Below are 13186 nucleotides of genomic sequence, written 5' to 3' on the forward strand. Positions count from 1 at the left end.
TGGCTGATGCATCCTGATGGCGGTGCATGGTTTCCTGCTCGAACGGGTCAGCGTGGTGCGCGACGAGGCGACGGTGCTGCGGCAGGTCAGCGCGCATTTTCCCGCTGGCCGCTGCAGTGCGGTGCGGGGCGCCAGTGGATCGGGAAAGACCACGCTGCTGCGGTTGCTGAACCGGCTCATCGATCCGACGTCCGGAAAAGTCTGGCTTGACGGTGTGCCGCTCACCGATCTGGATGTGCTCGTGTTACGTCGGCGGGTCGGCCTGGTTGCGCAGGCTCCCGTGGTGCTTACCGATGCGGTGCTCAATGAGGTTCGCGTCGGACGCCCGGACCTGCCAGAAGGTCGAGTGACCGAGCTGCTGGCGCGGCTGTGTCTCGGCCAGTCCGCACGCGAAGCGTTCTTGCCGCACCAACGATCCGCCTTGCGCACTGCGCTGATACCCGCGATCGACTCCACGAAAGTCGTTGGGCTGATTAGCCTTCCGGGTGCGATGTCCGGACTTATCCTGGCCGGGGTCGACCCGCTGACCGCGATCCGCTACCAAATCGTGGTGATGTACCTGCTGCTCGCCGCCACCGCGGTGGCAGCGCTGACCTGTGCACGCCTGGCTGAACGTGCCTTATTCGACCGCGCGCACCGGCTCGTTTCGCTGCCCGCGGCGACTCGTCGGGCATGAGTTCGCGACTCGATCACAGCCAATCGCCGCTGTGGCATGTGGCCGTTGTCAGTCGTTATCCACGGTCTCCGTGCCCAGGAAGCGAAAGCCCTGATCCAGGTGCACTTCCACCTGAGTACCATCGGGTTTGGTGACGAGCACCCTCATCGCTTCATCCCTTCTTGTCGTCGTCGTGGTTACGAAGGCGACGCTAACGGCGCCAGATGAAGCCCCGATGAAGGCAGCGACGCCGGTGACACAACGGGGCGGACCTGCCCCGTGGCACACGGCGGTTGCCGGTCACGATCACTGCAGTGTCGAGACGGCCTAGGAGCTAGGCCGTCTCGGTGATCGGGCGGTCCACCCAGCTCATCAGGTCGCGGAGTTTCTTGCCGACGACCTCGATGGGGTGCTCGGCGTTTTGCCGGCGCAACTCTTCGAGCTGTTTGTTGCCGCCCTCGACGTCGGCGACCAGCTTGTGGACAAAGCTACCGTCCTGGATCTCCCGCAGGATGTCGCGCATCCGCTCCTTGGTGCCGGCATCGATGACGCGCGGGCCTGAGAGGTAGCCGCCGAATTCCGCGGTGTCCGACACCGAGTAGTACATCCGCGCCAGGCCACCCTCGTACATCAAGTCGACGATCAGCTTCAGCTCGTGCAGCACCTCGAAGTAGGCCAATTCCGCGGGGTAGCCGGCTTCGACCATGACCTCGAACCCGGCCTTGACCAATTCCTCGGTGCCGCCGCACAACACCGTTTGCTCACCGAACAGGTCGGTTTCGGTCTCGTCTTTGAACGTCGTCTTGATGACGCCGGCCCGGGTGCCGCCGATCGCTTTGGCATACGACAGCGCCAGCGCCAAGCCGTCGCCTCGCGGATCCTGCTCTACCGCAACCAAACACGGCACACCCTTGCCGTCGACGAACTGGCGGCGCACCAAATGACCCGGTCCCTTCGGGGCGACCATCGCGACGGCGACGTCGGCGGGCGGCTTGATCAAGCCGAAGTGAACGTTGAGTCCGTGACCGAAGAACAGCGCGTCACCGGGCTTGAGGTTGGGTTCGATGTCTCCTGCGAAGATCTCGGCCTGGGCGGTGTCGGGGGCCAACACCATGACCACATCGGCCCATTTGGCGACCTCGGCGGGAGTGTCGACGTCCAGGCCCTGCTCTTCTACCTTGGGCCGCGACCGCGAACCCTGCTTCAGCCCGACGCGCACCTGCACACCCGAGTCGCGCAGGCTTAGCGAGTGCGCGTGCCCCTGGCTGCCGTAGCCGATCACACCAACCTTGCGGCCCTGAATGATCGACAGGTCTGCGTCGTCGTCGTAGAACATCTCTAGTGCCACCGCTGAATCTCTCCTTACCTGCTAGCTACTTGGCGGTGCCGATGCCGCGCGGACCGCGGGACAGCGACACCATTCCGGATTGGGCGATTTCGCGAATACCGAACGGCTCCAACACCCGCAGCAGGGCCTCTAACTTGCCGCGGTTACCGGTGGCCTCGACGGTCAATGACTCCGGGGATACGTCAATCACGTTGGCGCGAAACAGATTCACCGCTTCGATCACTTGGCTGCGGCTGCCGGCGTCGGCTTGGACCTTGATGAGCGCCAATTCCCGTGACACCGAGTGCTCGTCGTCCTGCTCGACGATCTTGATGACGTTGATCAGCTTGTTGAGCTGCTTGGTGATCTGCTCGAGCGGAGTGTCCTCGGCGGAGACCACGATGGTCATCCGTGACCTGTCCTTGCACTCGGTGGCACCCACCGCCAACGACTCGATGTTGAAACCGCGCCGGGAGAACAGCGCCGCCACCCGCGCCAGCACGCCGGGCTTGTCTTCGACCAACACCGACAACGTGTGCGTCTTCGGGCTCATCAGGCGTGGCCTTCGGTGATGTCGTCGAACAGGGGGCGAATGCCGCGGGCGGCCTGGATCTCGTCATTGCTGGTGCCCGCGGCCACCATCGGCCACACTTGCGCGTCGGCACCGACGATGAAGTCGATCACCACCGGGCAGTCGTTGATCGCCCGCGCCTGGTTGATGACGTCGACGACGTCCTCTTCCCGCTCGCACCGCAACCCCACACACCCCAAGGCCTCGGCCAGTTTCACGAAGTCGGGGATGCGGTGCGAATGAGTGGCCAGGTCGGTCTGCGAGTACCGCTCGGCATAGAACAGGCTCTGCCACTGCCGCACCATGCCCAGGTTGCCGTTGTTGATCAGCGCCACCTTGACCGGTATGCCCTCGACCGCGCAGGTGGCCAGCTCCTGGTTGGTCATCTGGAAGCAACCGTCGCCGTCGATCGCCCAGACCTCGGTGCCGGGGAGGGCGATCTTGGCGCCCATGGCCGCCGGGATGGCAAACCCCATGGTGCCCAGACCGCCGGAGTTCAGCCAGCTGCGCGGCTTTTCGTATCTGATGAACTGCGCGGCCCACATCTGGTGCTGGCCGACGCCGGCGACGAAGACGGCGTCCGGCCCGGCGATCTCGCCGAGCTTTTCGATCACGTATTCCGGGCTCAGGCTGCCGTCGCTCTGCGGCCCATAGCTCAGCGGATAGGTCTTGCGCACACCGTTCAGGTATGCCCACCAGTCGGCCATCTCGATGGTGCCGGGAATGTGGTGGTGGCGCAGCATCGCGATCAGTTCGGTGATGACGGCCTTGACGTCACCGACGATGGGCACGTCGGCGTGGCGGTTCTTGCCGATCTCGGCCGGGTCGATGTCGGCGTGGATGACCTTGGCTTCCGGCGCGAACGAGTCGAGCTTGCCGGTCACCCGGTCGTCGAAGCGGGTACCCAGCGCGATCAGCAGGTCGCTGCGCTGCAGCGCCGCCACGGCGGCCACCGTGCCGTGCATGCCGGGCATGCCGAGGTTTTGCCGGTGGCTGTCGGGAAACGCGCCGCGGGCCATCAGCGTGGTGACCACCGGGATGCCGGTCAGCTCGGCCAGCTCCCGGAGCTGCTCGGTGGCCTCACCGCGGATGACGCCGCCGCCGACATACAGCACCGGCTTGCGCGCGGCCGCGATCAGCTTGGCGGCCTCGCGGACCTGCCGGCTGTGCGGTTTGGTGTTGGGCTTGTAGCCGGGCAGCTCCATCCGCGGCGGCCAGCTGAACGTGCACTGGCCCTGCAGCACGTCCTTGGGGATGTCGACCAGCACCGCGCCCGGACGGCCGGAGGCCGCGATGTGGAAGGCCTCGGCCAGCACCCGCGGAATGTCGTCACCGGAGCGGACCAGAAAGTTGTGCTTGGTGATCGGCATCGTGATGCCCGAGATGTCGGCCTCCTGGAAGGCGTCGGTGCCGATCAGCCCCCGCCCGACCTGACCGGTGATAGCGACCACCGGGATCGAGTCCATCTGCGCGTCGGCCAGCGGGGTCACCAGGTTGGTCGCTCCGGGACCCGACGTTGCCATGCACACGCCCACCCGGCCGGTGACGTGCGCGTAGCCGCTGGCGGCATGCCCGGCGCCCTGTTCGTGGCGGACCAGCACGTGGCGCAGCTTTTTCGAGTCGAACAGCGGGTCATACACCGGCAGCACCGCACCGCCCGGAATCCCGAAAATGACGTCGACGCCGAGTTCCTCCAGCGACCGGATGACCGCCTGTGCACCGGTAAGCTGCTGCAGTGCAACATGTTTCGGACGAGCCGCCGGGTGCTTTGGCTCATTCGCCGCGCTGTGTGGCTCTGGCTTGAATGTCGGTGAGTGTGGCTTGGTTGGTGCGCTCACTGTTGTGTGATCCTCTATTGCTCTGGAAGTCTCGTTGGTGGACAAGAAAAAACCCTCGCCAGCTCAGCTGCTGCACGAGGGTCGCGTTGGTGCTCGCTTGGGCTAGTCAGGCACCAACGCGCCGACCAATTACTACGAGCATCCCGGGCTTTCCGGCCTTGTCCATAGTGTCCGACGGTAGCCTTCACACAGCTCAGCAGTCAAATCCGCGGTGTCAGTCTTGATCCGCGAGCGTGACGGCACTGCGAAATCCCATGCGAATTTTCGCGGTGGCGTTACGCTCGCGAACTCGACGCCCACCAAGCGGTGAGATGATGCTGGGGTGGCCACCACATCGCCGGTCGTGATCAAAGTGTCGCCGATGGCGCACTTCGCCGTGGGATTCCTGACCCTGGGTCTGCTGGTGCCGGTACTGACCTGGCCGGTGAGCGCCCCGCTGTTAGTCATTCCGGTGGCGTTGTCGGCATCGATCATTCGGCTCCGCACGCTCGCCGACGAGCGGGGCGTGACCGTGCGGACGCTGGTCGGCAGCCGCGCGGTGCGCTGGGACGACATCGACGGGCTGCGGTTCCACCGCGGGTCCTGGGCGCGCGCAACGCTCAAGGACGGTACCGAGCTGCGATTGCCCGCGGTGACCTTTGCGACGCTGCCGCACCTGACCGAAGCCAGCTCGGGACGGGTCCCCAACCCGTACCGATGACAGCGTTCAGGCCAGCGGATTTGCCCCGTTGAGCAGCACCCATACGGCAATACCCGCCGCGATGCCACCCAACAGCGCTACAAACGATCCGATAAATGGCCGATGAGCCCAGCCGCGGGCCGCGTCCAGACCGTAGCGGCCGGGACCACTCAAGATAACGGCGACCGCCATCACGACCAGGGTGATCTGGTATTCATGCCCGTCCTGCAGGAAGTACGCGACGGGCCGCGAATGCTGTGCCGAGATGCCGGCGAGCAGGCCGTTGATCAAGAAGGCCAGCGCGCCCGCGGCCGCCAGCGGAGTAAACAAACCCAACACCAGCAGCACTCCGGCGACGATCTCGCCGCCAGCGCTCACATAAGCGAGGATCTCGGCGTGCTGGTAACCAATGTCGGACAGCGAGTTCTGGAATCCGGCCAGACCCTGGCCGTCCCACCAGCCGAACAATTTCTGCAGCCCATGGGCGATAAGGACCGCGCCCAGACCGACCCGCAATATCAGCAGCCCGAGATTCTGGGTGCCGCGCCGACCTGCGGCGCGTACCCGCTCGTCGTCGTCCATGTCGATTCCGGCAGATCCCGCCGGTACCTGCCGGCCCGGCTGCGGCTGGACGTAGGGCAACGGCTCCGCAGCTTCGATCAGGCTGTACCCGGAGTTGCCGACACCAGAGCTAGCGGCATCATAGGGCGGGATAACGGTGGTGGTTCCACTGCCAAAGTCCCCGGCATATCTGGCCGGCGTCAGGTCATCCTCGGGGTCGACCAGGCTTGCCGAGACAGGCCGTCCAGGCATTGGCCCAGGCGAATCATCCGGCCGCTGCCAATGTGAGTCATTCGAACTGGTCACTCGTGTCAGGGTAAGGCCATTTAGTGCCGAATTGGGGATTTGAGCGGCGCTTTCGCCAGACAATCCGCACATTGACCCTGACCAGCCCACCAAAAGGCCCCAATTGGGCCGCCATGCCGACAGTGCGCACCCCGGCAGGTGGCGGCGATGCCCACAATGTCCGTAGCCTGTCGGTCATGTGGACAACGCGGTTGGTTCGATCCGGACTCGCCGCGCTGTGCGCGGCAGTGCTGGTATCGAGCGGCTGCGCACGGTTCAACGACGCTCAATCTCAGCCGTTCACCACCGAACCGGAGCTGCGGCCCCAACCCAGCTCGACACCTCCCCCCCCGCCGCCGCTGCCGCCGGTTCCCTTTCCCAAGGAATGTCCGGCGCCGGGCGTGATGCAAGGCTGCCTTGAGAGCACCAGCGGCTTGATCATGGGCATCGACAGCAAGACCGCACTGGTCGCCGAGCGCATCACCGGTGCCGTCGAGGAGATCTCTATCAGCGCCGAGCCGAAGGTAAAGACGGTCATCCCCGTGGATCCTGCCGGTGACGGTGGCTTGATGGACATTGTGCTGTCGCCCACCTACTCGCAAGACCGGCTGATGTACGCCTACATCAGCACGCCCACCGACAACCGGGTGGTGCGAGTGGCCGACGGCGACATCCCCAAGGACATCCTGACCGGCATCCCCAAAGGTGCTGCCGGTAACACCGGGGCGCTGATCTTCACCAGTCCCACCACGCTGGTCGTGATGACCGGGGATGCTGGCGACCCGGCGTTGGCCGCCGATCCCCAATCGTTGGCCGGTAAGGTCCTGCGTATCGAACAGCCCACCACCATCGGCCAGACGCCGCCGACGACGGCGCTGTCTGGCATCGGCTCCGGCGGCGGCTTGTGCATCGATCCGGTCGACGGCTCGCTATATGTCGCCGACCGCACGCCAACGGCGGACCGATTGCAGCGCATCACCAAGAACTCGGAGGTCTCTACGGTATGGACCTGGCCGGACAAGCCCGGCGTGGCCGGGTGTGCCGCGATGGACGGCACCGTGCTGGTCAACCTGATTAATACCAAACTGACGGTGGCGGTCCGGCTCGCGCCGTCGACCGGTGCGGTCACCGGAGAACCCGACGTTGTCCGCAAAGACACTCATGCGCATGCGTGGGCATTACGGATGTCGCCGGACGGCAACGTCTGGGGAGCCACCGTCAACAAGACCGCCGGCGACGCCGAGAAGCTCGACGATGTGGTGTTCCCGCTGTTCCCGCAGGGTGGCGGCTTCCCGCGCAACAACGACGACAAGACCTGACCCGGTTAGGGCACGTCGAGCGTGAACCTTACGACGCCGTATCGGCGTGTCTCGTCGCCCCGTTCACGCTCGTAGAACCGGGGTGAGGCTTCCTTGCCAGGGTCGATGTCGTCGACATCAAAGTCGAGGTCGGAGAGGTAGAGCAGATCTTCCGAGCACTCCGGAGCCCACACGCTCACGGGCTCCAACAGGTAAGCCACATAATCCCCGACATCGCTGCGACTGGCCGTCCTACCGATGAACCAGGCGGCCGCGTCGTCGAGAATCGGCATTCCACAGGGGCCAGCGCGCCACGAGCAACGGGCGAACTTGTTGACCTCCTCCTCCGTTTGGCTGCCGAACAGTTCGGCGAGCACATGCTGCCGCTGCGAAAGCACGTGCACGGCGAGGTGCTCGGATCGGCTCGCCACCTCGGAGGTGCCGGTGCTCCTCGGCAGGCCGACCATAAAACTCGGGGGCTGCACGCTCGTTTGGGTAGCGAAGCTGACCAGACAACCCGCGGGGTGACCATCGGCCTGGGTTGTCACCACAAACACCGGGTGGTCCAGCATCCCCATCAACTCGTCGAACGACTCATCGATCACATCACCATCATGAATCCGCGCAACGTCTTCTGACACTCTTTCCGAGCGTTCAGTCGGCGAATCGCCGCTACCGCCATCACGTCGACCGGTGAGGCCGCCGTCACGGCCCCAAATCGGCGACGATCTGGGCACGGAATCAGAACCTGATTGGGTCCCGGCCAGCCTCGCTGGCGTGGGAAGTCACCACGGTCGCGCCGCGGCTTCTCAACCCGGCCGACACGCGCTCCCGATGCTCACTGTCGTCGCTGTCATAGGCATACTCGAATGTGGATTAGTGCTACACATGCCTGACAACGATTTGTGGTACTGCGGGCCATGGACACTATGGGTGATGGCCGGTAGGGGTGTTGCGTCGGGCGCGGGAGTGTGGCGAGGTGATCGCGTTGCGACGCCCCTTGCGGTGGCGATTACCGCAGCCGGATTGGTATCAGGGGCCCGGATAGGACCCGGTGCGGCTGCGAAACGCGACCCGCAGCTCGCACAGTGGAACGAGATTCGCAGTCACTACCAAGAGATCGCCGAGTGGATCGACCACGACACAGCAACCGCACACCCCGCTGTTGCCGCAACGCAGATCAGTGCCGCTGGCTCTTTCGGCCGCGCCAATATGGTCGACTACCTGGGGCTCCTGGATTCCAGGGCCGACGAAACGGTCCGACGCGACGAATTTTCGCGGTGGCTGTCGGCCAAACCCGACTACTTGGTCACCACCGAGCAATCTGTCGACGCCGCCACGATAGCCCTTCCTGAATTCCGCCATGCGTACGACCGCGCGGCCACCATCGGGACACTCAACGTGTATCGTCGCAACTCCCCTGACGGTGATGAACCGCTACCCGCGGACGGCAACTAACCCTGCCCGCAGGCCTCTAGAACGAGTTCGCGCACTCGGGCCGCGTCGGCCTGTCCGCGGGTCGCCTTCATCACCGCACCGACAATCGCGCCGGCCGCGGCCACCTTGCCGCCGCGAATCTTGTCCGCCACATCAGGATTTGCGGCCAGGGCCTCGTCGACCGCGGCCTGGGTCAACGAGTCGTCGCGGACCAACGCCAACCCTCTCGCAGTCATCACCTGTTCGGGCTCACCTTCACCGGCCAGCACACCCTCCACGACTTGGCGGGCCAAGCTGTTGGACAGCTTGCCCTCATCGACCAATGCCACCACGGCTGCGACCTGGGCAGGAGTGATGGCCAGTTCGTCCAGCCCGATGCCGGCCTCGTTGGCCTTTTGCGCCAGGAAGTTTCCCCACCAGGCGCGCGCCGCCTCGCTGGACGCGCCGTGCTCGACGGTGGCAGCAACCAATTCGACGGCGCCGGCGTTGACCAGATCGCGCATCACCTCGTCGGAAACGCCCCACTCCTGCTGAATCCTCCTGCGGCTCAACCACGGCAATTCGGGGATCGTCTGGCGTAGTCGCTCGACCAGCTCGCGACTGGGCGCGACAGGCTCCAAATCCGGCTCCGGGAAGTACCGATAGTCCTCGGCGGTCTCCTTGGTGCGGCCCGCGCTGGTGTAACCGGCCTCGTGAAAGTGTCTGGTTTCCTGGGTGATCCGACCACCAGACGCCAAAATAGCGCCCTGGCGCTGCATTTCGTAGCGGACGGCGACTTCGACGCTCTTCAGCGAGTTGACGTTCTTGGTCTCGGTCCGGGTGCCGAATTCGGTCGTCCCGGCCGGCTTCAGCGACACGTTGGCGTCACAGCGCATCGAACCCTGGTCCATCCGGACATCAGATACATCTAATGCGCGCAGCAGATCCCGCAACGCCGTCACATAGGACCGGGCGATCTGCGGCGCCCGGGCACCGGCGCCCACGATGGGTTTGGTGACGATCTCGATGAGCGGCACGCCGGCACGGTTGTAGTCGATCAGCGAACCGGTGGCACCGTGGATCCGGCCCGTCTCGCTGCCGATGTGGGTGAGCTTGCCGGTGTCTTCTTCCATGTGAGCTCGCTCAATCTCCACCCGCCAAGTGGTGCCGTCTTCCAAAGGCGCGTCCAGGTAGCCGTTGATGGCGATCGGCTCGTCGTACTGTGAGATCTGGTAGTTCTTGGGCATGTCGGGGTAGAAGTAGTTCTTCCGGGCGAAGCGACACCAGGGTACGATCTCGCAGTTCAGCGCCAGCCCGATGCGGATCGCCGACTCCACGGCGGCCCGGTTGAGCACCGGCAGCGAACCGGGCAAGCCCAGACACACCGGACACACCTGGGTGTTTGGCTCGCCGCCGAATGTGGTGGTGCAGCCACAGAACATCTTGGTCGCAGTGGACAGCTCGACGTGCACCTCGAGGCCGAGTACCGGCTGGAAGCGCGCGACGACCTCGTCGTAATCGAGCAGTTCAGCCCCTGCGGCCTTGGCTGCCCCGGCAGCAACAGTCATAGCCGCGATCCTAGTTTGAGCACCCGACGTCAACCGAAGAAGGCGGCGGCGTCGTCGTAACGGCTCTGCGGCACCAGTTTGAGTTTGCGAACCGCATCCGCCAGCGGAACCCGACCGATGTCCTGGCCGCGCAACGTCACCATCTGGCCGTACTCGCCCGCATGCGCGGCGTCGGCGGCGTTCACCCCGAATCGGGTGGCCAGCACTCGGTCGTAGGCGGTCGGAGTACCACCCCGCTGGATGTGGCCCAACACCGTCACCCGGACATCCTTGTTGATGCGCTTCTCGACCTCGACCGCCAGCTGCGCCGCTACACCTGTGAAACGCTCGTGCCCGAACTCGTCGAGACCACCCTCGCGCAGCATGATCGTCCCCGGAGCCGGTTTGGCGCCTTCGGCGACCACGCAGATGAAATGCGAGTCCCCGCGCTGGAAACGGCCTTTGACCAGTCGGCACACCTCTTCGATGTCGAACGGCTGCTCAGGAATCAGGGTCATGTGAGCACCGGAGGCCAGCCCGGCGTTCAGCGCGATCCAGCCGGCATGCCTACCCATCACCTCCACCAGCATCACCCGCTCGTGGGATTCGGCGGTGCTGTGCAGCCGGTCGATGGCCTCGGTGGCCACGGTCAACGCGGTGTCGTGGCCGAAGGTCACATCGGTGCAGTCGATGTCGTTGTCGATCGTCTTTGGCACCCCGACCACCGGCACATTCTCTTCGGAGAGCCAACTCGCGGCGGTCAGCGTACCCTCACCGCCGATCGGGATCAGGACGTCGATCCCGTTGTCGTCCAAGGTCTGCATGATTTGGGGCAGCCCCGCCCGCAGTTTGTCGGGGTGCACCCGGGCCGTGCCCAGCATCGTGCCGCCCTTGGCCAGCAGCCGGTCATTGCGGTCGTCGTTGTGCAGTTGAACACGGCGGTTCTCCAGCAGCCCGCGAAAGCCGTTCTGAAATCCGACCACCGACGAGCCGTATCGGGCGTGGCAGGTACGCACCACCGCACGGATGACGGCGTTAAGGCCGGGACAGTCGCCGCCTCCGGTAAGAACTCCAATCCGCATACCCTCATCTTGCCGCGCGGCCGCCGACCTGGCGCGAGCAGACACAGAATCGCACGGGCGAGGGGCGCCGGATGCGAGTCTGTGTCTGCTCGCCGCTAAATGGCGCTCAGTAGCGGGCCGCGGGCGGCCTCATAAGCCGCCCCCACCCGGTAGAGCCGGTCGTCGGCCAATGCCGGCGCCATGATCTGTAGGCCAACCGGCAACCCGTCGTCCGGGGAGAGCCCCGACGGCACAGACATGCCGCAGTGGCCGGCCAAGTTCAGCGGCAGCGTGCACAGGTCGAACAAGTACATCGCCAGCGGATCGTCCACCTTCTCACCCAGCCGGAACGCGGTGGTCGGGGTCGTGGGCGACACCAGCACGTCGACGGACCGATACGCCGCGTCGAGGTCGCGGGCGATCAGCGTGCGCACCTTCTGCGCCTGGTTGTAATAGGCGTCGTAGTAGCCGGCCGACAACGCGTAGGTGCCGATCATGATGCGCCGCTTGACCTCGGGCCCGAAACCGGCGGCCCGGGTCATCGCCATCACCTCCTCGGCGCTGCGGGTGCCGTCGTCGCCGACCCGCAGCCCGTAGCGCATCGCGTCGAAGCGCGCCAGATTGCTCGACACCTCCGAGGGCAGAATCAGGTAATAGGCGGCCAGGGCATGGTCGAAGTGCGGGCAGTCGACCTCGCTGACCTCAGCGCCCAGCGCGGTTAGCTGCTCCACGGCAGCCTCGAAGGAGGCCAGCACGCCCGGCTGGTAGCCCTCGCCGCCGTGCAGCTGTCGAACCACGCCGACCCGCACGCCACGCAGATCCCCGACCGCGCCGGCCCTAGCGGCGCCCACCACGTCGGGCACCTCGGCGTCGACCGACGTGGAGTCGCGCGGGTCGTGGCCGGCGATCACCTGATGCAACAGCGCGGTGTCCAAGACGGTGCGCGCACACGGGCCGCCCTGATCCAGCGAGGACGCGCAGGCCACCAGCCCATAGCGCGACACCGTGCCGTAGGTGGGTTTGACGCCGACGGTCGCGGTCAGCGCGGCCGGCTGGCGGATCGACCCCCCGGTGTCGGATCCGATGGCCAGCGGCGCCTGGAACGCGGCCAGCGCCGCCGCGCTGCCGCCACCGGAACCGCCGGGTACCCGGTCGAGATTCCACGGGTTGCGGGTGGGACCGTAAGCGGAGTTCTCCGTCGACGAGCCCATCGCGAACTCGTCCATGTTGGTCTTGCCCAGGATCGGGATCCCCGCGGCGCGCAACCGCGCGGTCAGCGTGGCGTCGTAGGGAGATCGCCATCCCTCCAGGATTTTTGACCCGCAGGTGGTGGGCATGTCGCTGGTGGTGAAGACGTCCTTGAGCGCCAGCGGCACCCCGGCCAGCGCCGACGGCAAGGGTTCTCCAGCGGCCACCTGCTTGTCGATGGCGGCCGCCGCCGCCAGCGCCTCATCGGCCGCCACATGCAGGAAGGCGTGGTACGTCTCGTCGGTCGCCTCGATCTGATCCAGGCAGGCCCGGGTGATCTCGGCCGACGACACCTCCTTGATGGCGATCTTGGCGGCCAGCGTCGCGGCGTCGGATCGGATGATGTCCGTCACTGTTCATCCCCCAGGATCTGCGGGACGGCGAAGCGGCCGTCGACGGCATCGGGCGCCTGGTCGAGCACCTGACGCTGGGTCAGGCACGGCACGGTCTCGTCCGGGCGGGTGACGTTGACGTCCTTGAGCGGATTGTCGGTGGCCTGCACACCGGTGACGTCGACGGCCTGGATCTGGCTGACGTGGGTCAGGATGGCGTCGAGTTGGCCGGCGAAACTGTCCAGCTCGGTTTCGGTCAATGCCAGCCGGGCAAGCCTGGCGAGGTGGGCAACCTCGTCGCGGGAGATCTGGGACACGACCGCAAAGCCTAATGGGTGGCCGGACGGCCGACGCCGGCTGCCGAAACG

General features: G+C 65.7%; 13 protein-coding genes. 4 read left to right on the plus strand and 9 right to left on the minus strand.

What is annotated here, in order from left to right:
* The first annotated feature begins 16 nt into the window (after positions 1-16).
* A complete protein-coding gene (locus tag Rv3000) occupies positions 17-676 on the plus strand; it encodes a transmembrane protein (protein ID NP_217516.1) in 660 nt (219 codons plus the stop codon).
* Positions 677-989: 313 nt separating this feature from the next.
* Here Rv3000 and ilvC read toward each other — a convergent pair whose 3' ends face one another.
* The 3 genes from ilvC to ilvB1 are packed head-to-tail and all read right to left on the minus strand — an operon-like array spanning position 990 to position 4391.
* A complete protein-coding gene (ilvC, locus tag Rv3001c) occupies positions 990-1991 on the minus strand; it encodes a ketol-acid reductoisomerase (RefSeq protein ID NP_217517.3) in 1002 nt (333 codons plus the stop codon).
* 37 nt (positions 1992-2028) lie between these two features.
* On the minus strand, positions 2029-2535 hold the full coding sequence (ilvN, locus tag Rv3002c; RefSeq protein NP_217518.1) for an acetolactate synthase small subunit: 507 nt from the start codon (positions 2533-2535) through the stop codon (positions 2029-2031).
* Positions 2535-4391: an acetolactate synthase large subunit IlvB gene (ilvB1, locus tag Rv3003c; protein YP_177917.1), complete on the minus strand. Its 1857-nt coding sequence runs from the start codon at positions 4389-4391 to the stop codon at positions 2535-2537. The genes ilvN and ilvB1 overlap by 1 nt, the downstream gene beginning before the upstream one ends.
* A gap of 361 nt (positions 4392-4752) precedes the next feature.
* On the opposite strand from ilvB1, the gene cfp6 reads away from it, so the two are divergent.
* The gene (cfp6, locus tag Rv3004) at positions 4753-5091 is read left to right on the plus strand and encodes a low molecular weight protein antigen 6 (protein NP_217520.1); all 339 of its coding nucleotides are present in this window, start codon (positions 4753-4755) and stop codon (positions 5089-5091) included.
* 6 nt (positions 5092-5097) lie between these two features.
* On the opposite strand, the gene Rv3005c is transcribed toward cfp6, so the two are convergent.
* Complete coding sequence (locus tag Rv3005c) at positions 5098-5937, minus strand: hypothetical protein (RefSeq protein NP_217521.1); 840 nt, start codon at positions 5935-5937, stop codon at positions 5098-5100.
* Between the two features lie 176 nt (positions 5938-6113).
* Between Rv3005c and lppZ the strand changes: the two genes are divergently transcribed.
* Positions 6114-7235, plus strand: coding sequence for a lipoprotein LppZ (lppZ, locus tag Rv3006; protein ID NP_217522.1), 1122 nt, complete (start codon positions 6114-6116; stop codon positions 7233-7235).
* 5 nt (positions 7236-7240) lie between these two features.
* Here lppZ and Rv3007c read toward each other — a convergent pair whose 3' ends face one another.
* On the minus strand, positions 7241-7855 hold the full coding sequence (locus tag Rv3007c) for an oxidoreductase (RefSeq protein ID NP_217523.1): 615 nt from the start codon (positions 7853-7855) through the stop codon (positions 7241-7243).
* A 193-nt stretch (positions 7856-8048) separates the two neighbouring features.
* Between Rv3007c and Rv3008 the strand changes: the two genes are divergently transcribed.
* On the plus strand, positions 8049-8672 hold the full coding sequence (locus tag Rv3008) for a hypothetical protein (protein ID NP_217524.1): 624 nt from the start codon (positions 8049-8051) through the stop codon (positions 8670-8672).
* On the opposite strand, the gene gatB is transcribed toward Rv3008, so the two are convergent.
* From gatB to gatC, 4 genes are all read right to left on the minus strand, one after another.
* The gene (gatB, locus tag Rv3009c) at positions 8669-10198 is read right to left on the minus strand and encodes an aspartyl/glutamyl-tRNA(Asn/Gln) amidotransferase subunit B (RefSeq protein NP_217525.1); all 1530 of its coding nucleotides are present in this window, start codon (positions 10196-10198) and stop codon (positions 8669-8671) included. The two genes, Rv3008 and gatB, sit on opposite strands and share 4 nt — an antisense overlap.
* A 29-nt stretch (positions 10199-10227) precedes the next feature.
* Positions 10228-11259: a 6-phosphofructokinase gene (gene pfkA / locus Rv3010c; RefSeq protein ID NP_217526.1), complete on the minus strand. Its 1032-nt coding sequence runs from the start codon at positions 11257-11259 to the stop codon at positions 10228-10230.
* Positions 11260-11354: 95 nt separating this feature from the next.
* Positions 11355-12839 carry a glutamyl-tRNA(GLN) amidotransferase subunit A gene (gatA, locus tag Rv3011c; protein NP_217527.2) on the minus strand — a complete coding sequence of 495 codons (1485 nt, stop codon included), beginning with the start codon at positions 12837-12839 and terminating at the stop codon, positions 11355-11357.
* Positions 12836-13135 carry a glutamyl-tRNA(GLN) amidotransferase subunit C gene (gene gatC, locus Rv3012c; protein ID NP_217528.1) on the minus strand — a complete coding sequence of 100 codons (300 nt, stop codon included), beginning with the start codon at positions 13133-13135 and terminating at the stop codon, positions 12836-12838. Before gatC ends, gatA begins: the two co-directional genes overlap by 4 nt.
* Positions 13136-13186: the final 51 nt, after the last annotated feature.

Source organism: Mycobacterium tuberculosis H37Rv (assembly GCF_000195955.2).
Classification (GTDB): domain Bacteria; phylum Actinomycetota; class Actinomycetes; order Mycobacteriales; family Mycobacteriaceae; genus Mycobacterium; species Mycobacterium tuberculosis.

What these genes read in the sequence shown, in the direction of transcription:
- Rv3000 (NP_217516.1), top strand. Translation starts at nt 17, where the DNA reads ATGGCGGTGCATGGTTTCCTGCTCGAACGGGTCAGCGTGGTGCGCGAC.
- ilvC (NP_217517.3), bottom strand. Translation starts at nt 1,991, where the DNA reads ATGTTCTACGACGACGACGCAGACCTGTCGATCATTCAGGGCCGCAAG.
- ilvN (NP_217518.1), bottom strand. Translation starts at nt 2,535, where the DNA reads ATGAGCCCGAAGACGCACACGTTGTCGGTGTTGGTCGAAGACAAGCCC.
- cfp6 (NP_217520.1), top strand. Translation starts at nt 4,753, where the DNA reads ATGGCGCACTTCGCCGTGGGATTCCTGACCCTGGGTCTGCTGGTGCCG.
- lppZ (NP_217522.1), top strand. Translation starts at nt 6,114, where the DNA reads ATGTGGACAACGCGGTTGGTTCGATCCGGACTCGCCGCGCTGTGCGCG.
- Rv3008 (NP_217524.1), top strand. Translation starts at nt 8,049, where the DNA reads ATGCTCACTGTCGTCGCTGTCATAGGCATACTCGAATGTGGATTAGTG.
- gatB (NP_217525.1), bottom strand. Translation starts at nt 10,198, where the DNA reads ATGACTGTTGCTGCCGGGGCAGCCAAGGCCGCAGGGGCTGAACTGCTC.
- pfkA (NP_217526.1), bottom strand. Translation starts at nt 11,259, where the DNA reads ATGCGGATTGGAGTTCTTACCGGAGGCGGCGACTGTCCCGGCCTTAAC.